The organism is Streptomyces sp. NPDC049597 (genome assembly GCF_040675505.1).
Lineage (GTDB): Bacteria > Actinomycetota > Actinomycetes > Streptomycetales > Streptomycetaceae > Streptomyces.
Genome location: NZ_JBFAOY010000014.1, coordinates 63252 through 81552, shown reverse-complemented (window position 1 = coordinate 81552; position 18301 = coordinate 63252). Strand labels below are relative to the sequence as shown.

Below are 18301 nucleotides of genomic sequence, written 5' to 3'. Positions count from 1 at the left end.
TGGCCATGTCATCCTTCAAGATCGACACCTCGACCGCTGTCGTGTTCGTCGCCGTGGAGCCCAAGGCGAAGGTCATCAACAAGCAGACCAATGAGGTCGCCGTGGACCGTGAGACCGGCGCGAAGATGATGACGGTCGGGCTGACCATCGCGGACGAGGGTGAGGCGAACCTCTACACCGTGTCGATCCCGGAGACCGGTGTCCCGGAGGGCATCACGCTGGGTATGCCGGTCAAGGTCGTCGGGCTGAAGGCGCGGGACTGGGAGAACACCTTCAACGGTGAGAAGCGGTTCGGCATCGCCTTCCGTGCGGTCGCGCTCGTCGCTCCGTCTGCCAAGGGCTGAGCGGCATGTCGACGAACACGCTCCTCGTCTTAGCGCTGGTGGTGGTCGCTGCGGCTCTGGTGCTGCGGCAGCTACGCCCGGCCTGGTACTGGCTGAGCATCGGCGTCACGCTGGCCACGCTGCGGGTGGTTGTCCGGTACGCCTCGGTCATGGACGCGTGCGGGCTGACGGTTCCGCCGTCGCGGCTGCGGCTCACCTTCGCCCGGCTGGCGAATCGGCCGGCGCCCGAGTCCCGGCCGCCGCGAATTTTGCGGATTCGGCCGACCCGTACCGGGCTGGTGCTGCGGGTGAAGCTTCGGCCGGGTCAGGACGCTTTCGACTTCGCGGCCTCCACTGACCGGCTGCGGCACTCGTTCTCCATGCACGGCATCACGTCCCGTGAGATCAAGTCGGGTGTGGTCGAGCTGCGTATGACGGGCTACGACGTACTCGCTCGGGTGCAGATGCCCGCCAAGGTCGGGCGGGAGGGGCTTCGCATCCCGGTCGCTCTGCGGGAGGACGGAGAGGTCCACTATCGCGACTACCGGGAGGTGCCGCACTCGCTGAACCTCGGCGCGACCCTGTCGGGTAAGTCGGTCTACCAGCGGAACCTGGTCAAGGAACTCGCCTCCCGGCACGTCGCGCTGGTCGGCATCGACTGCAAGCAGGGCGTGGAACTCGCCCCGCTGGCCCGCCGGTTCTCCGCCCTCGCCGACAACCCCGACGACGCGGCCGATCTGCTCGAAGCGCTCGTGCAGCGGATGGCAGACACCTACCAGGTGATCCGGCGCGAGCAGCGCATCAGCGCGGACACCCCGGATGCGGAGATCACCGCAGACATCTGGGGGCTGCCCGATCACCTGCGGCCGGTGCCCGTCGTCCTCCTCGTCGACGAAGTCGCCGAGCTGGCACTGTTCTCCAACACCGCCGAGAAGAAGCGCCGCGAGCGGATCATCACCTCCCTGGTCCGCCTGGTCCAGCTCGGCCGCGCGGCCGGCATCTACGTCGAGATCTGCGGTCAGCGCTTCGGAGCCGAACTCGGCGACGGGATCACCATGCTCCGTGCCCAGCTCACCGGTCGCATCTCGCACCGGGTCAACGATGAAGCCTCGGCCAAGATGGCGTTCGGCGACATCTCCCCGGATGCAGTGCTGGCCACGACACAAATCCCGGTCGAGCGGCCGGGAACGGCGGTGGCCGGTGACTCCTCGGGCGGCTGGGTCCGCATCCGTACGCCGTTCACGACGATGCGCCAGGCCGTGAACGCCTGCACCACCAACGCTCACCGCACCCCCATCCTCGACGGCCTGGAGTCCTTCCGGCCGGTACTGCCCACCCTGGCCCCGGTCGAGGTCCCGGCCCCGGCGGCACATCCCGCCACTGTCTGACCGCACCTCCCCACCCCGGTCGGCGCGACCGCTTCGCGCCTGTCCCTACCCCTGCCATGCCTGAAACCGGCTGCCCGGGGCTCGGCGACCACTCTGGCTCGCCTTGCCCCGGCCCCCACCGAAGGGAGATGTCCATGTCTGAGCCGCTGGTCGGCCTGGACGGTCTTGCCCCGGACGAGTTCCTGGGACGGCTCTCCGCCCTGCGGGCCGAGCGTGATCGCTATGACCGTGAGATTCGGGCCTACCTCGCTTACGCCCGTGAGTTCACCCGCCCGCGGCCCTACACCCTGGCTTCCCTGGCGGAAGCCGCAGGCATGTCCGTCTCCGGTGTCCGCACTGCCTACACCGCCGCAGACCTCGACACGGTCGCCCGTGCGGTCGGCCATGCTCCCCGGAGCCAGCGGTGACGACCTCCATCCCGCGCCCTGATGCGGTCCTCGTGCAAGCCGTGATCGCCGGTGCGCTGTCCTTCGCCCACCTGCACGACCTCGCCGCCGCTGCCGGACAGGACGGCTGGAAGGCCTGGGCCTACCCCGTCTCCGTCGACCTGCTTCTCGTCGCAGCCTGGCGACGCCTCCGCATCCTGCGCGCCCATGGTGAACCGGCCCGCGCCGCCTGGACCTGGTTCGCCGTCGCCCTGGCTGCCTCACTCGGCGCGAACGTCGCCACTGCGGGCCTGCTCGACCTCAACGACGTGCCCGACTGGCTGCGCATCCTCGTTGCCGGTTGGCCTGCCCTGGCCTTCCTCGGCGGCACGCTCCTCGTCCACTCGCCGACCAGTGAAGCCGCAGACGTTGCCGAGCCGGAGCCGCTGCCCGTGGTCGAACCGATAACCGTGCCGGCCGAACCCGTCCCCGTCGCGGATGCGGTCGAGCCTGCCGAACCCGTCCCGGCCCTGCCCGCCGCCCCGCCGCCCGCGGACGTGCCGCCCGCCCTCGTCGACCACGCCCGCAAGCTCGCCGACGCCCACCGCGCGTCCACCGGCTCACCCATCGACGCCTCGACGCTGCGCGACCGACTCGGCCTGCCCGGCCCGATCGCCGACCAACTCGCCGCCCACCTCGCCTGAAAGGACCGACACCACATGCCCGGACACGAAACGACACGAGACGAGTACCTGCAAGCGGCCCGCGAGATGGCCGACGCCGGTCGCCACACCCTCGCCCGGCTGCTCGCCGAGGAAGCCGCCGAACGCACCGCCGACCCGGCCGCCGCCGCCCGCATCCTCGCATCCTTCCCGGGCCTGAGCCTGCGATCGGAGGACTGATCCCATGCCCGCCCGTTACTTCTTCCACTCCGTGATGCGGATCGGCCCCGTGCAGATCGGCACCCACCGCGACCGCAACGGACGCACCAAGCATGCCGCCGTCTGCTCCCGCGACAACTGCGGCTGGTCCGCCGACTTCTCCACTCAGCCCGCCGCCCAGCTCGCCGCCCGCACCCACCGCTGCCGCGCCAACTAACCCACAGGAGAGCCGCCGTGAACGTCGAACTTCCCCTGATCATCCTGGTCGCCATCTTCGGCTACTTCGGCATCAAGCTCATGCGCCCGCCGACCTGGCTCATCGTCGTGCTCCTCCTCGGCGGCTTCCTCCTCGCCGACACCTTCCTCGCACCGGCCATCGAGTCCACCACCCGCACCGGCGTCGACGCCGTCAACGGGACCACCAAGTAACCCGTCCAGATCCGCCAGAAGGGAGAGCCACCATGTTCCGCCCGCGCATCCCGACCATGCCCACCCCGACCGGCATCGTCACCCCGCTCGCCCACCCGACCCCGCTCGTCGAGCACCAGCCCGCCGCCGCGTGCGCCTGCCAGCACACCGCCCCGGCCCCCGCTGCGGCCCCGACCGTCGTCCCGGCCCCGGCTGCTCCGGCGGCGTCCGCGGTCCGGCTCACCCCGACCGGCCTCCTCGCCGTCGTCGGCGGCGGTGCCGCGGTCGTCCTGATCGTCGGTGCGGTCCTCGTCTCGCTGCTGCTCGCCGTTGCGATCACGGCCGCCTCGGTCGCCGTCTGCGCCGTCGTCCTGCGCTCCATGCTCAACGGCCAGCGCCATCGCTGACCGGCCCTCCGGGCGGCCCTGAAACCGCCAAGTCTCCGCCGCCCGGACGGCCAGCCCCTACCCGACTTCATCAACCGGAAGGACCTTCATCATGCCCCAGCACCGCCACACCCCGGCCCGCGTCTGCCCCTCCTGCGACGGCTTCGCCTCCGCCGTCATCACCCTCGGCGGCCGCGACCGCACCGGTCAGCGCCGGACCATCACCGCCCACTGCCGTACCTGCCATGGCACCGGCACCGTCCCGCCCCTGCGCCAACTCCTCGACGCTGCCGCCGACGCCGCGTTCACCCGCTGACCGCCGTGGCCGACCTCGCGCCCACCACCGACCAGCCCGGCGTGCACGTCGCCAAACCCGCCCGGGACTTCCCCGCCACCGGTACCTACGCCTGCTGCTGCGGCGCAACCGGCCGGGCCACGGGTGACGACAACGTCCGCGACCTGGTCGCCAAGTGGATCGACCACCGCAACACCTGCCCCCACCGCTGATCACCCGCCGGGGCACCGCCTCTGCCGGCCGGTGTCCCGGCCCCCTTTCCGACCTCTGGAAGGAGGACTCTGCCTTGACCACGACCGCACCGCCTCCCGTGCGTGACCTCGCGTTCCTCGCCTCGCTCGGCACCATGCCCGGCCTCATGCGCCAGCTGCGGGGCCTGGGCGGCTGCACCACCCCGATCCGCCTCGACGGCCACCGCACCGACGTCCACATCGGCACCGGCGAGATCCTGCACCACCTCACCGCCAGCGACCTCCCGGCCGGGAACCTCCTCGTGCGCTGCAACAACCGCCGCACCACCCGCTGCCCCGCCTGCGCCGTGACCTACCGCCGCGACACCTACCAGCTCATCACCGCAGGCCTGCACGGCGGCAAAGGCACCCCCGAAAGCGTGGCCACCCACCCCAGGGTGTTCGCCACCTTCACCGCCCCCAGCTTCGGCCCCGTCCACAACCGCCCCGCCAAGGGCCGCTGCCGCTGCGGCATCTCCCACGCCGCCGACGCATCCGAATTGGGTACGCCGCTCGACCCCGAGACGTACGACTACGAAGCGGCCGTGCTGTGGAACGCGCATGCCTCGAAGATCTGGGCCCGGTTCTCCATCTACCTGCGCCGTGAGGTCGCCAAGCGTGCCGGGCTCTCGCAGCGCGCCTTCAAGGAGCACGCTCGCGTCTCGTTCGCCAAGGTCGCCGAGTACCAGCGCCGCGGGGCCATTCACTTCCATGCCGTGATCCGGCTCGACGGCCCTGACGGCGGCGACAGCCCGCCCCCGGCATGGGCCACCGTCGAACTCCTCGCCGATGCCATTCGCGCCGCCGCCGCTGCTGACGTGCCCGGCCCCGTCGTCGACGGCCGCGCTCACACCTTCGCCTTCGGCATCCAGCTCGACATCCGCCCCATTCGTGCCGCCGACTTCGACGGCGGCACCGAACTGACCGAACGCGCCGTCGCCGCCTACATCGCCAAGTACGCAACGAAGGGCGCCGAAACCGCGACCGGCACCCTCGACCGCCCCATCAAGTTCCTCGCCGAACTCGGCCGCAAGTCCATCCCAGAACACGCCCGCCGCCTGATCCGCACGGCCTGGACCCTCGGCGCCCGCAAAGACCTGGAAGACCTCCGACTCCGTGCCTGGGCCCACATGCTCGGCTTCCGCGGCCACTTCTCCACCAAGACCCGCCGCTACTCCACCACCCTCGGCGCACTCCGCCAGGCTCGCGCCGAATGGCAACGCCTCCAAGCAGCCATCGCCCGCGGCGACCAGGCCGTGCCGGCCGACCAGAACTACGACGACACCACCCTCGTCCTCGCGCACTGGGCCTTCGCCGGAACCGGACTCACCCGCGGCGAAGAATGGCTCGCCGCCTCATTCGCCAACGCCCGCGGGACGGAAGGAGAACCGACATGAACCGTCCTCACGACGAATTGATGACCGTGCGCCAGGTCCTTGACGAGCTAGGCGGCGTTTCCCGTCGGACCTTCTACCGCTGGCGTGAGCTGGGTCATGGGCCCGCGGCATTCAAGCTACCCAATGGCGAACTGCGCGTCTGGCGGAACGATTTCAGCGCATGGCTCCGCGATCTGGAGGGCGCTGCCGCGTGAACTCGCTCGACGTCAAGATCTGGGGTGTTCGAAAGCGGAACACCAAGAAGCCGTCGTACGACGTGCGCTGGTCAGTAGCCGGCCGCGTCTTCTCGGAGTCCTTCAGGACCAAGGGGCTGGCCGACAACTACCGCTCCAAGCTGATGCGGGCAGCGCGCGACGGCGAGGAATTCGACACTGACTCCGGCCTCCCCGGCTCCATGGCGGAGAAGAAATCGGCTCTGACCTGGTACGCCTTCGCCTTGCAGTACCTCGCCATGAAATGGCCGCATGCTGCGCCGAATACACGCGACGGCATCAACGAATCCCTTGCGTCCGTCACGATGGCTCTCCTCGACGACCGGCCTGGGCGCCCGTCCGATGGACTGCTGCGCAAGGCTCTGCGGAACTGGGCCTTTGTCCTTCCCAGCCCCGATGAGCGCGTGCTTCCGACAGAGATCGGCAACGTTCTGCACTGGGTCGCCAAGGCTTCCCGGCCTCTTTCCGATCTGGCCGACCCGGTGATTGGGCGGGCCGTTCTCGATTCGCTCAAACTCAAGTTGGACGGCACTGCGGCGGCTGCGGAGACTGTGCGGAGGAAGCGTCGCACCCTCGTCAATGCCGTGCACTATGCCGTAGACCTGGGTGAGTTCCCGGAGAATCCCCTGACGTCGATCCGGTGGCAGAAGCCCAAGGTGTCGAGCGAGGTGGACCCGCGGGTCGTGGCCAACCCTGAGCAAGCCCGGTCTCTCCTCCACGCCGTCTCGTACGTCGGCGGCTACCGGCGAGCCCGTGGCCGGCGCCTCGTGGGCCTCTTCGCGGGGATGTACTTCGGTGGCTTCCGTCCCGCTGAGGTGGTGGGCCTAGCCGAGTCGGATCTGACGCTGCCGGCTTCCGGCTGGGGTTCCGCGCTCCTGCACCGGACGCGGCCGAGTGTGGGCAAACAGTGGACCGACTCCGGCGAGAGTCATGACGACCGAGGCTTGAAGAACCGCCCGAACGAGGACGTCCGCAGGGTGCCGATTCCTCCCCAGCTCGTGAGGATCTTCCGCGAGCACATCGACACCTTCGGGACTGCTGACGACGGCCGCCTGTTCTTCAGCGAAAACGGGGGAGTGGTCTCCTCCTCGACCTACTACCGAGCCTGGCAGGAAGCCCGGGCGTTGGCGCTCCCGCCAGCCGCGGTCGCCTCACCGCTCGCCCGGCGACCCTACGACCTCCGACACTCCGCGCTCTCCACGTGGCTCAACGCCGGAGTGGACGCCACCGAGGTGGCCGAGCGCGCCGGCAACAGTGTCGAGGTTCTGCTCAGCCGGTACGCCAAGTGCCTCGACGGCAGGCAGGAGGTGGCGAACCGGCGTATCGAAGATCTCCTGCGCGAGTACGAGTGAGACGCGCTGTCGCGCGCTACGCTCCAAGGCCCCTGGACCTGTCCGGGGGCCTTCGCCGTTCCCAGGACTGACCTGCGCCGATGACTCAAGACCTGTCCACGAATAGTCCACGGACCCCGACATACGCCCGCTCCGAGCGGCATACGGCTGCACACGCAAGAAGACCCCGTTCTCAGCGTTTCCGCTGGTGACGGGGTCTTTGGGCACCTCATAAAGGGTGCCCCCGGCAGGATTCGAACCTGCGCACACGGCTCCGGAGGCCGTTGCTCTATCCCCTGAGCTACGGGGGCGTGCGCCCCGCTGCTGCGTGGCGACGGGTAGAACCCTACCAGCTCCGGAAGGGTCGCTGTGAACAGGTATTTCCAGCCGGTGACGCCCCTTCGTACGCGCCCCCTGCGCCCCCTCGTGCCCCCGTCTCCCCCGCACGTGTCGGAAGTGGGGAAAACCCGGACGCGGCCGTGCCCGCGGACCTACTCTCGAGTTGTGTCCGGCGACGCGTCCGGCCGAGTGCTCGTTGTCGATGACAACCGGGTGATTCGGCAGCTGATCAGGGTCAACCTCGAGCTGGAGGGCTTCGAGGTCGTGACCGCGGCCGATGGTGCCGAGTGTCTGGACGTCGTCCACCGGGTGCGGCCGGACGTGATCACCCTCGACGTGGTCATGCCCCGGCTCGACGGCCTGCACACCGCCGCCCGCCTGCGTGCCGATCCCGCCACCCGGCACGTCCCGCTCGCGATCATCAGCGCCTGCACGCAGCACGAGGTCGAGTCCGGCATCACCGCGGGCGTGGACGCCTTTCTCGCCAAGCCCTTCGAGCCCGCCGACCTCGTCCGGATCGTGCGGCAGCTGATGTACCGCGAGCGCCGGGAGGGTCCGCCGTCCGTAGACGGCAGGCATCAGGCAGGGCGGGCCGGCAGCGCCCGCGGCTGACCGGGCCGTCGGGAGCGGCGGGCAGACGGCGGCTGGACGACCCGGAAGCGGCCGATCACCGCCCCGGAACGAGGCGCGGTGTCTGACTCACCGCCCCGGGACGAGGACGCGGTGTCCGATCACCGCCCCCCGACCAGGGCTCGGCGCATCCGCACCCCGTCACCCACTCCGGCCGGACCGCAGCGCCCCGCTGACCGCATGGCGAAACCGGTTCGCAAAGCCACCCCCTCCCTCCCATACGCTTGTCCCGTGACACCCGCCGAGCTCTCCCGTACCGTCCTGCACGCCGTGTGCCGTGCGGTGGAGGACGGTGTGCTGCGGGCGCCCGTGCCCGAGAGCGTGCGCATCGAGCGGCCCCGGCCCGGCGGGCGCGGGGACTACGCCACCAACGTCGCCCTCCGGCTCGCGGGGCCCGCCGGGCGGCCCGCCGGTGACGTCGCCGCGCTCCTCAAGGAGCGGATCGGCCGCACCGGCGGCATCGAGCGCGTCGAGGTCACCGGGCCCGGATTCCTCAACTTCACCCTCGCCGGCAGCGCCCAGCAGCGACTCTTGGAGACCGTGCGCGAGCAGGGCGACCGGTACGGCATGCCCGACGGGCCCCGCGCCACCGCCTTCGCCCACGCCGACGAGCCGCGCGCACGCGTCTGGGCCGAGACCCTGATCAGGCTCGGGGCGCGGCCCCTCGACGGCGAGACCGTGACAGTCGTCCCCGTCCCCCGCGGGGGCCTCGCCGAGTCCCTCGGCGGCGACGCCGCCCGCTGGGCGCTCCTCGCCGCCGCCGCGCACGACCGGCCGCGCATCGAGGGGCTCCTCGTGCAGCACGAGCGCAATCCGCTGTACCGGGTGCGCTACGCCCACGCCCGCGCCAGGGCCCTCAGCAGGGGCGCCGCCGCGCTCGGCTTCGGCGCCGCTCCCGACGCGTACGTCGACGCCCCCGCCCTCACCACCGCCGTCGCCGACCATCCCCGGGTCGTCGCCGACGCGGCCCGGCTGCGCGCGCCCGACCGGCTCGCGCGGCACCTGGACGTCACCGCCGACGCGCTCCTCGCCTTCCAGCACACGGTGCTGCCCGTCGGGGACGAGAAACCCTCGGCCGCCCACCGCTCCCGGCTCGCCCTCGCCGAGGCCGCCGGGACGGTGCTCGCAGGTGGCCTGTCCCTGCTCGGCATCAGCGCACCCGAACACCTGTGAGATGTGAGAGACAGATGAGCCGATCCGCCCACCCCGCCGGGCCCCGTCACGCCGACGTCCTTCCCGAGGGCCACTACACCGCTCCGCCCACCGACCTCAACGCCCTCGACGCCAAGGTCTGGTCCACCACCGTCACCCGGAACACGGACGGTGTGGTGACCGTCGGCGGGCTCGAGGTCACCCGGCTCGCCGAGGAGTTCGGCACGCCCGCGTACTTCCTCGACGAGACCGACTTCCGCGCCCGGTGCCGTGCCTGGGCCGAGGCGTTCGGCAAGGACGCCGACGTGTTCTACGCGGGGAAGGCGTTCCTCTCGCGCGCCGTCGTCCGGTGGCTGACGGAGGAAGGGCTCAATCTGGACGTGTGCTCCGGCGGCGAGCTCGCGACCGCCCTCGACGCCGGTATGCCCGCCGAACGCATCGCCTTCCACGGCAACAACAAGTCGGAGGCCGAGATCGAGCGCGCGGTGCGCGCGGGCGTGGGGCGCATCGTGCTCGACTCCTTCCAGGAGATCGTCCGCGTCTCGCACATCGCGCAGGGCCTCGGCAAGCGGCAGCGGGTCCAGATCCGGGTGACCGTCGGCGTCGAGGCCCACACGCACGAGTTCATCGCCACGGCTCACGAGGACCAGAAGTTCGGCATCGCGCTCGCGGGCGGGCAGGCCGCCGAGGCCGTACGCCGCGCGCTGAAGCTCGACGGTCTCGAGCTCATCGGCATCCACTCCCACATCGGGTCGCAGATCTTCGACATGGCCGGCTTCGAGGTCTCGGCCCGCCGCGTCGTGCAGCTGCTGGCCGAGGTGCGGGACGAGCACGGCGTGGAGCTGCCCGAGATCGACCTCGGCGGCGGTCTGGGCATCGCGTACACGCCCGAGGACGACCCGCGCGAGCCGCACGAGATCGCGAAGGCCCTCGGCGAGATCGTCACCCGCGAGTGCGAGGCCGCCGGGCTGCGCACCCCCCGCATCTCCGTCGAGCCGGGCCGCGCCATCGTCGGGCCGACGGCCTTCACGCTGTACGAGGTCGGTACGGTCAAGCCGCTGGAGGGCCTGCGGACGTACGTCAGTGTCGACGGCGGCATGTCGGACAACATCCGCACCGCGCTGTACGACGCCGAGTACAGCGTCGCGCTCGTGTCGCGGACGTCGGACGCGGCGCCGATGCTGAGCCGTGTCGTCGGCAAGCACTGTGAGAGTGGCGACATCGTGGTCAGGGACGCGTTCCTGCCGGCCGACCTGGCGCCCGGCGACCTGATCGCCGTCCCGGCCACCGGCGCGTACTGCCGCTCCATGGCCAGCAACTACAACCACGCACTTCGCCCGCCCGTCGTCGCCGTCAAGGACGGCGAGGCGCGGGTGATCGTCCGGCGTGAGACGGAGGAAGATCTCCTGCGTCTCGACGTCGGTTAATTGAGATAGGTGTCTCGAATGCCGGACGAGGGATAGAAACTCCGGTCCGGTGGGTGAGACTGGTCCAACCGTAGAAGTAAGAGAAACGAGGTCGGATGATGCGTACGCGTCCGCTGAAGGTGGCGCTGCTGGGCTGTGGTGTGGTCGGCTCAGAGGTGGCGCGCATCATGACGACGCACGCCGACGACCTCGCCGCGCGCATCGGCGCCCCGGTGGAGCTCGCCGGGGTCGCCGTGCGCCGCCCCGGGAAGGTGCGCGCCGGGATCCCCGACGAGCTGGTCACCACCGACGCCACCGCGCTGGTCAAACGCGGCGACATCGACGTGGTCGTCGAGGTCATCGGCGGCATCGAGCCGGCGCGCGCCCTGATCACCACCGCGTTCGAGCACGGCGCCTCCGTCGTCTCCGCCAACAAGGCGCTCCTCGCCGAGGACGGGGCGACGCTCTACGCCGCCGCCGAGCAGCACGGCCGCGACCTGTACTTCGAAGCGGCCGTCGCGGGCGCGATCCCGCTGATCAGGCCGCTGCGCGAGTCCCTCGCGGGCGACAAGGTCAACCGCGTCCTCGGCATCGTCAACGGCACGACCAACTTCATCCTGGACAAGATGGACACGTCCGGGGCCGGCTACTCGGAGGCGCTGGACGAGGCGACCGCCCTGGGGTACGCCGAAGCGGATCCCACCGCCGACGTCGAAGGGTTCGACGCGGCCGCCAAGGCCGCCATCCTGGCCGGGATCGCCTTCCACACCCGCGTACGGCTCGACGACGTCTACCGCGAGGGCATGACCGAGGTCACCGCCGCCGACTTCGCCTCCGCCAAGCGCATGGGCTGCACCATCAAGCTGCTCGCCATCTGCGAGCGCGCCGCCGACGGCCAGTCCGTCACCGCGCGCGTGCACCCCGCGATGATCCCGCTCAGCCACCCGCTGGCGTCGGTCCGCGAGGCGTACAACGCGGTGTTCGTCGAGGCCGAGGCCGCCGGCCGGCTCATGTTCTACGGCCCCGGCGCGGGCGGCTCGCCGACCGCCTCCGCGGTCCTCGGCGACCTCGTCGCCGTCTGCCGCAACAAGCTCGCCGAGGCAACGGGGCCCGGCGAATCCGTGTACACCCAGCTGCCCGTGAGCCCCATGGGCGACGTGGTGACGCGGTACCACATCAGCCTCGACGTGGCCGACAAGCCGGGCGTCCTCGCCCAGGTCGCGACGGTCTTCGCCGAGCACGGCGTATCCATCGATACGGTGCGCCAGCAGGGCAAGGACGGCGAGGCATCGCTCGTCGTCGTCACCCACCGCGCGCCCGACGCCGCCCTGTCCGGGACCGTCGAGGCGCTGCGCAAGCTCGACACCGTGCGCGGTGTCGCCAGCATCATGCGTGTTGAAGGGGAGTAAGGGACCCATGACCACCAACGGCACCCACCAGTGGCGCGGCATCATCGAGGAGTACCGGGACCGCCTTCCGGTCACGGACACGACGCCCGTCGTCACGCTCCGTGAGGGTGGCACGCCGCTCGTCCCGGCGCAGGTCCTCTCCGAGCGCACGGGCTGCGAGGTGCACCTCAAGGTCGAGGGCGCCAACCCCACCGGGTCCTTCAAGGACCGCGGTATGACGATGGCCATCACCCGGGCCAAGGAGGAGGGCGCGCAGGCCGTCATCTGCGCCTCCACCGGCAACACCTCCGCGTCCGCCGCCGCCTATGCGGTGCGCGCCGGGATGGTCTGCGCCGTGCTCGTCCCGCAGGGGAAGATCGCGCTCGGCAAGATGGGCCAGGCGCTGGTCTACGGCTCGAAGATCCTCCAGGTCGACGGCAACTTCGACGACTGCCTGAACCTGGCCCGCCGCCTGTCCGAGAACTATCCGGTGGCGCTGGTCAATTCGGTCAACCCGTACCGCATCGAGGGCCAGAAGACCGCCTCCTTCGAGATCGTCGACGCGCTCGGCGACGCCCCCGACATCCATGTGCTCCCCGTGGGCAACGCCGGCAACATCACGGCGTACTGGAAGGGGTACACCGAGTACGCCGGCGACAAGATGGCCTCCCGGACGCCCCGCATGTGGGGCTTCCAGGCATCCGGATCCGCGCCGATCGTGCGCGGCGAGGTCGTCAAGGACCCCTCCACGATCGCCACCGCGATCCGGATCGGCAACCCTGCCTCCTGGAAGCAGGCGCTCGCCGCGCGCGACGAGTCGGGCGGCTTCATCGACGAGGTGACGGACCGTGAGATCCTGCGTGCCTACCGCCTGTTGGCCTCGCAGGAGGGCGTCTTCGTCGAGCCGGCGTCGGCCGCGTCCGTCGCCGGTCTGCTGAAGGCCGCGGAGCAGGGCAAGGTCGACCCGGGCCAGAAGATCGTGTGCACGGTCACCGGCAACGGCCTGAAGGACCCCGACTGGGCCGTCGCCGGAGCACCCCAGCCGGTCACCGTCCCGGTGGACGCCGCGGCAGCGGCCGAGCGTCTCGGCCTGGCCTAGAGCCTTCGGCCCTGTCCGGCCCCGACCGGCCGGGCAGGTGCCCTCGGGCCGGGTCCCGCCGAGCGGGATCCGGCTCAAAGCCCCCTGGTGGCCGCCCGGTTGCCCTACTGGACAGTACGGCAACCGGGACAACGGCCCACGCAGGGGCACAGGGGGGCCGCGACACGCATCGTGCGCCTCCTGTGCGCCCTATGTCGCGGGTGAACCTTCCTTCGATAGGCTGTACCCGAACCCGCCCCGCCGCATATGCCGCGGTGTTGTTGCCATTGAGGCCATCGGGTGTTCGTCCTCTCGAACAAATCTCGTACATCTCACAGTTCAGAACCAAGGAGAGTCGTCGAGCGATGGCCGGTCCAGCGTTCCGTGCCGCCGCCGTCCGGGTGCGCGTCCCCGCCACCAGCGCCAACCTCGGTCCGGGCTTCGACGCCCTCGGGCTGTCGCTCGGCCTGTACGACGACGTCGTCGTCCGGGTCGCGGATTCCGGTCTGCACATCGACATCGCGGGCGAGGGCGCCGAGACGCTGCCCCGCGACGAGAGCCACCTGCTCGTGCGCTCCCTGCGCACCGCCTTCGACCTGCTCGGCGGGCAGCCGCGCGGCCTCGAGGTCGTCTGCGCCAACCGCATCCCGCACGGCCGCGGCCTCGGTTCGTCCTCGGCCGCCATCTGCGCCGGCATCGTCGCCGCGCGCGCCGTGACCATAGGCGGCGACGCGAAGCTCGACGACGCGGCGCTGCTGGAGCTCGCCACCGAGATCGAGGGGCACCCCGACAACGTGGCCGCCTGTCTGCTCGGCGGCTTCACCCTGGCCTGGACCGAGGCCGGAGCGGCCCGCGCGATCAGGATGGACCCCACCGATTCCGTCGTTCCGGTGGTTTTCGTCCCCGCGAAGCCGGTGCTGACCGAGACGGCCCGCGGACTGCTGCCGCGCACCGTCCCGCACGTCGACGCCGCGGCGAACGCGGGCCGCGCGGCGCTGCTGGTCGAGGCCCTGACCAGGCGCCCCGAGCTGCTGCTGCCCGCCACCGAGGACCGGCTGCACCAGGAGTACCGCGCCCCCGCCATGCCGGAGAGCGTCGAGCTGGTCAACCGACTGCGCGCCGACGGCGTCCCTGCAGTCATCTCCGGTGCGGGCCCCACGGTGCTCGCGCTGGCCGAGGGCGGTGTGGCCGACAAGGTCGCACAGCTGGCGGGCGAGGGATGGGCGGCCAACCGGCTCGCCTTCGACGCCGCGGGCGCGAGCGTTCTGCCGCTGGCGCCCCAGTGACACGCGATTGCCGGTGAGTGAGAGGGGGAATGTTTGTTGGAGCCGGTAGTGTTAACCTCAAGTCTGCAACCGTCGTCATCGCGACGCGGTGCTGCGTGTCCCTCATCGGGACCACCATTCTTCCGAGAGCCTCCCACACTGCCTGAGCAGCCTGCCTGAGCAGTTCGAGCACGCTCCGGAACCGGCACGACACCCCTCGCTTTTCCCAGGAGTGGGCCGAGCAGGGGGACCTCGGGCCGGGCTTGCACGTATGCATGTATATCTCCGCCGTTGATCTGCACCGGCGGGACCACCGCTCCGACACGGTCCGCAACGACGGGCCGATGCCGGACAGCACAACCGGTCGCCGAGCCAGAAGGCCGACGTCCGCTCCAGGGAAGGACCCTTCGTGAGCGACACCACCGATCTGATGGGCGTGACTGCCGACAACAACGTCGACACCGCCGCGCCCGCCGCAGGTGCTGCCTCCGGCACCACCGCACGGCGCCGCCGCTCCGGCACCGGCCTCGAGGGCATGGTCCTGGCCGAGCTGCAGCAGGTCGCGTCCGGCCTCGGCATCAGGGGCACTGCGCGCATGCGCAAGAGCCAGCTGATCGAGGTCATCAAGGAGGCGCAGGCCGGCACCGGGGCCTCTCCGGCGAAGAGCGAAGCCGCCGGCGAGGCGCCGGCGAAGCCGAAGCGCCGCACCACCTCCAAGGCGCGTACGGGCGAGGACTCCGCCGCCCCGGCCGAGGAGAAGGCCGACAAGGCCGACAAGGCCGTCGCCCAGCAGCAGATCGAGATCCCGGGCCAGCCGGCTGGGGGCATCTCCCAGGCCGCGGGCTCTGGGGGAGACGAGCAGCCGGCCGGTGAGCGCCGTCGTCGTCGTGCCACCGCCCAGGCGGGCAGCCCCGACACCCGTACCGAGGCGCGCACCGACACGGCCGTCGACGTCAAGACCGACGTCAGGACGGACCTCAGGACCGAGCAGCAGGGCGAGGCCAAGGCCGAGACCGCTGTCGGCGCCCAGGACGGCGAGGGCCGCCGGGACCGCCAGGAGCGCGGTCAGCGCGGCGAGCGCCGCGATCGCGGTGAGCGCGGTGAGCGTCAGCGCGGCCGCGGCAAGGGCGACGACCAGCAGGGCGGCCAGCGCCAGCAGCGCCAGGGCGGCCAGCAGGGCCAGCAGGGCGGCGGCGCGCAGGACGACTTCGACGAGGACGGCGGCGGCCGGCGCGGACGCCGCGGCCGCTACCGCGACCGCCGCGGCCGCCGCGGCCGTGACGACTTCGCGACCGGCGAGCCGCAGGTCTCCGAGGACGACGTCCTGATCCCCGTCGCGGGCATCCTGGACATCCTCGACAACTACGCGTTCATCCGGACCTCCGGCTACCTGCCCGGCCCGAACGACGTGTACGTCTCCCTCGCCCAGGTCCGCAAGAACGGCCTGCGCAAGGGCGACCACGTCACCGGTGCCGTGCGCCAGCCCAAGGAGGGCGAGCGCCGCGAGAAGTTCAACGCGCTGGTCCGCCTCGACTCGGTCAACGGCATGGCGCCGGAATCGGGCCGCGGCCGCCCCGAGTTCAACAAGCTGACCCCGCTGTACCCGCAGGACCGCCTCCGCCTGGAGACCGACCCGGGTGTGCTGACCACGCGGATCATCGACCTCGTGTCGCCGATCGGCAAGGGCCAGCGCGGCCTGATCGTGGCCCCGCCGAAGACCGGCAAGACCATGATCATGCAGGCGATCGCCAACGCGATCACCCACAACAACCCCGAGTGCCACCTGATGGTCGTCCTCGTCGACGAGCGTCCGGAAGAGGTCACCGACATGCAGCGGTCGGTCAAGGGCGAGGTCATCTCCTCGACCTTCGACCGCCCCGCGGAGGACCACACCACCGTCGCCGAGCTGGCCATCGAGCGCGCCAAGCGTCTCGTCGAGCTGGGTCACGACGTGGTCGTCCTGCTCGACTCGATCACCCGCCTGGGCCGTGCGTACAACCTGGCGGCCCCGGCCTCCGGGCGCATCCTGTCCGGTGGTGTCGACTCGACCGCGCTGTACCCGCCGAAGCGCTTCTTCGGTGCCGCGCGCAACATCGAGGACGGCGGCTCGCTGACCATCCTGGCCACCGCGCTGGTCGACACCGGATCGCGCATGGACGAGGTGATCTTCGAGGAGTTCAAGGGCACCGGCAACGCCGAACTCAAGCTCGACCGGAAGCTCGCCGACAAGCGCATCTTCCCCGCGGTGGACGTCGACGCGTCCGGCACCCGCAAGGAGGAGATCCTGCTCGGCAGCGACGAGCTCTCCATCACCTGGAAGCTGCGCCGCGTGCTGCACGCGCTGGACCAGCAGCAGGCGATCGAGCTGCTGCTGGACAAGATGAAGCAGACGAAGTCGAACGCCGAGTTCCTGCTCCAGATCCAGAAGACCACTCCCGGCGTCGCCAACGGCAACGACTGAGAGATCTTCGCCTCGGCAGCCGGGACCGACCACGGGCCCGGCGCCGGCCGGCCCGTGTGCCCACCGTGCGACGCGCGGTGGGCACACGCCGTTCTCAGGGACTTCTCAGACGGCCGTGCAACCCTTTCGGGCGCTTCACCGTCTGTCACCCCGGGGGCAGCGGTTCGACGGAGTCGAGGAGACCATGACCGAGAGCGGCGGCGGCCGGATACGCCCAGGGGGCGTGGGGGGATCCTCGAGCGGCACGGCCCGCGGGAAGCCCTCGGCGGGCCGCAGGCTGTGGAGCGCCGCGGCATGGTCGGCGGCCGTGCTCGTCCTGATCGGCGGCTCCGGCCTGGGGTACGTGTACGTCAAGGTCGACGGGAACCTCGAGGGCGTCGACATCAACCAGGCCCTCGGCACCGACCGCCCGAAGAACATCGACAACGGCTCCATGGACATCCTGGTCCTGGGCTCCGACTCCCGAGCCGGCGCGAACGGCGCGTACGGCACCGACGAAGGCGCCGCCCGCTCCGACACCGCGATGGTCGTGCACGTCTACCAGGGCCACGAGAAGGCAAGCGTGGTCTCCATACCGCGCGACACGCTCGTCGAGCGGCCCGAGTGCACCGACGCCGAGGGCGCCGTCCGCGCCGGAGCGCACCGCGCGATGTTCAACACGGCGTACGAGGTCGGCGGCCCGGCCTGCGCCGTCAAGACCGTCGAGGCCATGTCCGGCATCCGCATGGACCACTACATCGAGGTCGACTTCACCGGCTTCACGAAGCTGATCGACGAACTCGGCGGCGTGGAGATCACCACGACGCGCCCCATCGACGATCCCAAGAGCCACCTCAGCCTGACGCCCGGCACCCACACGCTCGACGGCGAACAGTCCCTGGGCCTCGTCCGCACCCGCAAGAGCGTCGGCGACGGCAGCGACCTGGGGCGCATCCAGCTCCAGCAGGCGTTCATGAAGGCGTTCATCGACCAGGTGAAGAACGTCGGCGTCTTCAGCAACCCGAAGAAGCTGCTGGACCTCGCGGACACCGGAAGCAAGGCGATCACCCCGGACTCCGAGCTCGACTCCGTCAACGAGCTCGTCGGCTTCGCCCGCGGGCTGAGCGCCCTCGGCGCCGAGGACGTCCACATGGTCACGATGCCGGTCCGCTACGACCCGCTCGACCCGAACCGCGTCGTCCCCGTCGAGAGCGGAGCCACACAGGTGTGGCGGGCGCTCAAGCAGGACAAGCCGATCCCCGCCGCCGCGCTGCGGGACTCCGCCGGCGACAAGGGCGAGGCCGCCGAGGTGGTCAGCGGCGGGTGACGGCCCCGCGCACGACGGCTCCGCGGACGACGGCCCGGCGGGCGACGGCTGGGCGCACGA

At 71.0% G+C, this 18301-nt stretch carries 21 protein-coding genes and 1 tRNA gene; 21 read left to right on the top strand and 1 reads right to left on the bottom strand.

What is annotated here, in order from left to right:
* The first annotated feature begins 5 nt into the window (after window positions 1-5).
* The 13 genes from AB0K02_RS18075 to AB0K02_RS18015 all read left to right on the top strand — a co-directional run bounded on the left by AB0K02_RS18075 (window position 6) and on the right by AB0K02_RS18015 (window position 7237).
* Window positions 6-344, top strand: coding sequence for a hypothetical protein (locus AB0K02_RS18075; RefSeq protein ID WP_365993430.1), 339 nt, complete (start codon window positions 6-8; stop codon window positions 342-344).
* Window positions 345-349: 5 nt separating this feature from the next.
* Window positions 350-1711: an FtsK/SpoIIIE domain-containing protein gene (locus AB0K02_RS18070; RefSeq protein ID WP_365993429.1), complete on the top strand. Its 1362-nt coding sequence runs from the start codon at window positions 350-352 to the stop codon at window positions 1709-1711.
* Window positions 1712-1845: 134 nt separating this feature from the next.
* Complete coding sequence (locus AB0K02_RS18065) at window positions 1846-2118, top strand: hypothetical protein (protein ID WP_365993428.1); 273 nt, start codon at window positions 1846-1848, stop codon at window positions 2116-2118.
* A complete protein-coding gene (locus AB0K02_RS18060) occupies window positions 2115-2780 on the top strand; it encodes a DUF2637 domain-containing protein (RefSeq protein ID WP_365993427.1) in 666 nt (221 codons plus the stop codon). The genes AB0K02_RS18065 and AB0K02_RS18060 overlap by 4 nt, the downstream gene beginning before the upstream one ends.
* Before the next feature lie 15 nt (window positions 2781-2795).
* Window positions 2796-2978 (top strand): hypothetical protein, encoded by a 183-nt coding sequence (locus tag AB0K02_RS18055; protein ID WP_365993426.1) that lies wholly within the window; start codon window positions 2796-2798, stop codon window positions 2976-2978.
* 4 nt (window positions 2979-2982) lie between these two features.
* On the top strand, window positions 2983-3174 hold the full coding sequence (locus AB0K02_RS18050; RefSeq protein ID WP_365993425.1) for a mobile element transfer protein: 192 nt from the start codon (window positions 2983-2985) through the stop codon (window positions 3172-3174).
* A gap of 17 nt (window positions 3175-3191) precedes the next feature.
* Entirely contained in the window at window positions 3192-3386 is a 195-nt protein-coding gene (locus AB0K02_RS18045) for a hypothetical protein (protein WP_365993424.1), read from the top strand.
* A gap of 32 nt (window positions 3387-3418) precedes the next feature.
* Window positions 3419-3772, top strand: a complete 354-nt coding sequence (locus tag AB0K02_RS18040; protein WP_365993423.1) for a SpdD-like protein — start codon at window positions 3419-3421, stop codon at window positions 3770-3772.
* Window positions 3773-3863: 91 nt separating this feature from the next.
* Window positions 3864-4067: a hypothetical protein gene (locus tag AB0K02_RS18035; protein WP_365993422.1), complete on the top strand. Its 204-nt coding sequence runs from the start codon at window positions 3864-3866 to the stop codon at window positions 4065-4067.
* A gap of 5 nt (window positions 4068-4072) precedes the next feature.
* Entirely contained in the window at window positions 4073-4258 is a 186-nt protein-coding gene (locus AB0K02_RS18030; protein WP_365993421.1) for a hypothetical protein, read from the top strand.
* A gap of 134 nt (window positions 4259-4392) precedes the next feature.
* Window positions 4393-5673: a replication initiator gene (locus AB0K02_RS18025; protein ID WP_365993522.1), complete on the top strand. Its 1281-nt coding sequence runs from the start codon at window positions 4393-4395 to the stop codon at window positions 5671-5673.
* Window positions 5670-5867 (top strand): helix-turn-helix domain-containing protein, encoded by a 198-nt coding sequence (locus AB0K02_RS18020; protein WP_365993420.1) that lies wholly within the window; start codon window positions 5670-5672, stop codon window positions 5865-5867. Before AB0K02_RS18025 ends, AB0K02_RS18020 begins: the two co-directional genes overlap by 4 nt.
* A complete protein-coding gene (locus tag AB0K02_RS18015) occupies window positions 5864-7237 on the top strand; it encodes a site-specific integrase (RefSeq protein WP_365993419.1) in 1374 nt (457 codons plus the stop codon). The genes AB0K02_RS18020 and AB0K02_RS18015 overlap by 4 nt, the downstream gene beginning before the upstream one ends.
* 218 nt (window positions 7238-7455) lie before the next feature.
* Here the strand turns inward: AB0K02_RS18015 and AB0K02_RS18010 are convergent.
* Window positions 7456-7527 (bottom strand) — tRNA-Arg (locus AB0K02_RS18010).
* A gap of 193 nt (window positions 7528-7720) precedes the next feature.
* Here AB0K02_RS18010 and AB0K02_RS18005 point away from each other — a divergent pair.
* The 8 genes from AB0K02_RS18005 (at window position 7721) to AB0K02_RS17970 (ending at window position 18241) form a co-directional block, all read left to right on the top strand.
* On the top strand, window positions 7721-8167 hold the full coding sequence (locus AB0K02_RS18005; protein WP_365993418.1) for a response regulator: 447 nt from the start codon (window positions 7721-7723) through the stop codon (window positions 8165-8167).
* 249 nt (window positions 8168-8416) lie between these two features.
* Entirely contained in the window at window positions 8417-9358 is a 942-nt protein-coding gene (nrtL, locus tag AB0K02_RS18000) for an ArgS-related anticodon-binding protein NrtL (protein WP_365993417.1), read from the top strand.
* A gap of 14 nt (window positions 9359-9372) precedes the next feature.
* On the top strand, window positions 9373-10764 hold the full coding sequence (lysA, locus tag AB0K02_RS17995) for a diaminopimelate decarboxylase (protein WP_365993416.1): 1392 nt from the start codon (window positions 9373-9375) through the stop codon (window positions 10762-10764).
* 95 nt (window positions 10765-10859) lie between these two features.
* Window positions 10860-12152 carry a homoserine dehydrogenase gene (locus AB0K02_RS17990; protein ID WP_365993415.1) on the top strand — a complete coding sequence of 431 codons (1293 nt, stop codon included), beginning with the start codon at window positions 10860-10862 and terminating at the stop codon, window positions 12150-12152.
* Window positions 12153-12159: 7 nt separating this feature from the next.
* Entirely contained in the window at window positions 12160-13230 is a 1071-nt protein-coding gene (gene thrC / locus AB0K02_RS17985) for a threonine synthase (RefSeq protein WP_365993414.1), read from the top strand.
* A 344-nt stretch (window positions 13231-13574) separates the two neighbouring features.
* On the top strand, window positions 13575-14495 hold the full coding sequence (gene thrB / locus AB0K02_RS17980; RefSeq protein ID WP_365993413.1) for a homoserine kinase: 921 nt from the start codon (window positions 13575-13577) through the stop codon (window positions 14493-14495).
* A gap of 388 nt (window positions 14496-14883) precedes the next feature.
* Window positions 14884-16935 (top strand): transcription termination factor Rho, encoded by a 2052-nt coding sequence (gene rho, locus AB0K02_RS17975; protein ID WP_365993412.1) that lies wholly within the window; start codon window positions 14884-14886, stop codon window positions 16933-16935.
* 184 nt (window positions 16936-17119) lie between these two features.
* Window positions 17120-18241 carry an LCP family protein gene (locus AB0K02_RS17970; protein WP_365993411.1) on the top strand — a complete coding sequence of 374 codons (1122 nt, stop codon included), beginning with the start codon at window positions 17120-17122 and terminating at the stop codon, window positions 18239-18241.
* The last annotated feature ends 60 nt before the right edge of the window (window positions 18242-18301 follow it).

Bases quoted from the DNA above. Each gene is read 5' to 3' on its own strand.
- AB0K02_RS18075 (WP_365993430.1), top strand. From the start codon at position 6: ATGTCATCCTTCAAGATCGACACCTCGACCGCTGTCGTGTTCGTCGCC.
- AB0K02_RS18070 (WP_365993429.1), top strand. From the start codon at position 350: ATGTCGACGAACACGCTCCTCGTCTTAGCGCTGGTGGTGGTCGCTGCG.
- AB0K02_RS18065 (WP_365993428.1), top strand. From the start codon at position 1,846: ATGTCTGAGCCGCTGGTCGGCCTGGACGGTCTTGCCCCGGACGAGTTC.
- AB0K02_RS18055 (WP_365993426.1), top strand. From the start codon at position 2,796: ATGCCCGGACACGAAACGACACGAGACGAGTACCTGCAAGCGGCCCGC.
- AB0K02_RS18050 (WP_365993425.1), top strand. From the start codon at position 2,983: ATGCCCGCCCGTTACTTCTTCCACTCCGTGATGCGGATCGGCCCCGTG.
- AB0K02_RS18040 (WP_365993423.1), top strand. From the start codon at position 3,419: ATGTTCCGCCCGCGCATCCCGACCATGCCCACCCCGACCGGCATCGTC.
- AB0K02_RS18035 (WP_365993422.1), top strand. From the start codon at position 3,864: ATGCCCCAGCACCGCCACACCCCGGCCCGCGTCTGCCCCTCCTGCGAC.
- AB0K02_RS18025 (WP_365993522.1), top strand. From the start codon at position 4,393: ATGCCCGGCCTCATGCGCCAGCTGCGGGGCCTGGGCGGCTGCACCACC.
- AB0K02_RS18020 (WP_365993420.1), top strand. From the start codon at position 5,670: ATGAACCGTCCTCACGACGAATTGATGACCGTGCGCCAGGTCCTTGAC.
- lysA (WP_365993416.1), top strand. From the start codon at position 9,373: ATGAGCCGATCCGCCCACCCCGCCGGGCCCCGTCACGCCGACGTCCTT.
- AB0K02_RS17990 (WP_365993415.1), top strand. From the start codon at position 10,860: ATGATGCGTACGCGTCCGCTGAAGGTGGCGCTGCTGGGCTGTGGTGTG.
- thrC (WP_365993414.1), top strand. From the start codon at position 12,160: ATGACCACCAACGGCACCCACCAGTGGCGCGGCATCATCGAGGAGTAC.
- thrB (WP_365993413.1), top strand. From the start codon at position 13,575: ATGGCCGGTCCAGCGTTCCGTGCCGCCGCCGTCCGGGTGCGCGTCCCC.
- AB0K02_RS17970 (WP_365993411.1), top strand. From the start codon at position 17,120: ATGACCGAGAGCGGCGGCGGCCGGATACGCCCAGGGGGCGTGGGGGGA.